This is a genomic window from Actinoplanes sp. DH11 (assembly GCF_020873875.1).
Taxonomy (GTDB): Bacteria; Actinomycetota; Actinomycetes; order Mycobacteriales; family Micromonosporaceae; genus Actinoplanes.
Genome location: NZ_JAHWGU010000173.1, coordinates 1 through 406, shown reverse-complemented (window position 1 = coordinate 406; position 406 = coordinate 1). Strand labels below are relative to the sequence as shown.

General features: G+C 54.9%; 1 rRNA gene. It reads left to right on the top strand.

Going from position 1 to position 406, the window contains the following annotated elements:
* Positions 1 to 406 (top strand): 23S ribosomal RNA (locus LPA41_RS41285); the annotation flags it as partial.

Genomic DNA, 406 nt, shown 5'->3' with positions numbered 1-406 from the left:
GGAGAAGGGGTGCTCGTTTGGGTGAAGAGCCCGAACGAGCCGCAGTGAAAAGGCCCAAGCGACTGTTTATCAAAAACACAGGTCTCTGCGAAGCCGAAAGGCGACGTATAGGGGCTGACACCTGCCCGGTGCTGGAAGGTTAAGGGGAGCGCTTAGCGGAAGCGAAGGTGCGAACCGAAGCCCCAGTAAACGGCGGCCGTAACTATAACGGTCCTAAGGTAGCGAAATTCCTTGTCGGGTAAGTTCCGACCCGCACGAAAGGTGTAACGACTTGGGCGCTGTCTCAACGAGAGACCCGGTGAAATTATACTACCTGTGAAGATGCAGGTTACCCGCGACAGGACGGAAAGACCCCGTGGAGCTTTACTGCAGCCTGATATGGAATTTTGGTATCGCTTGTACAGGA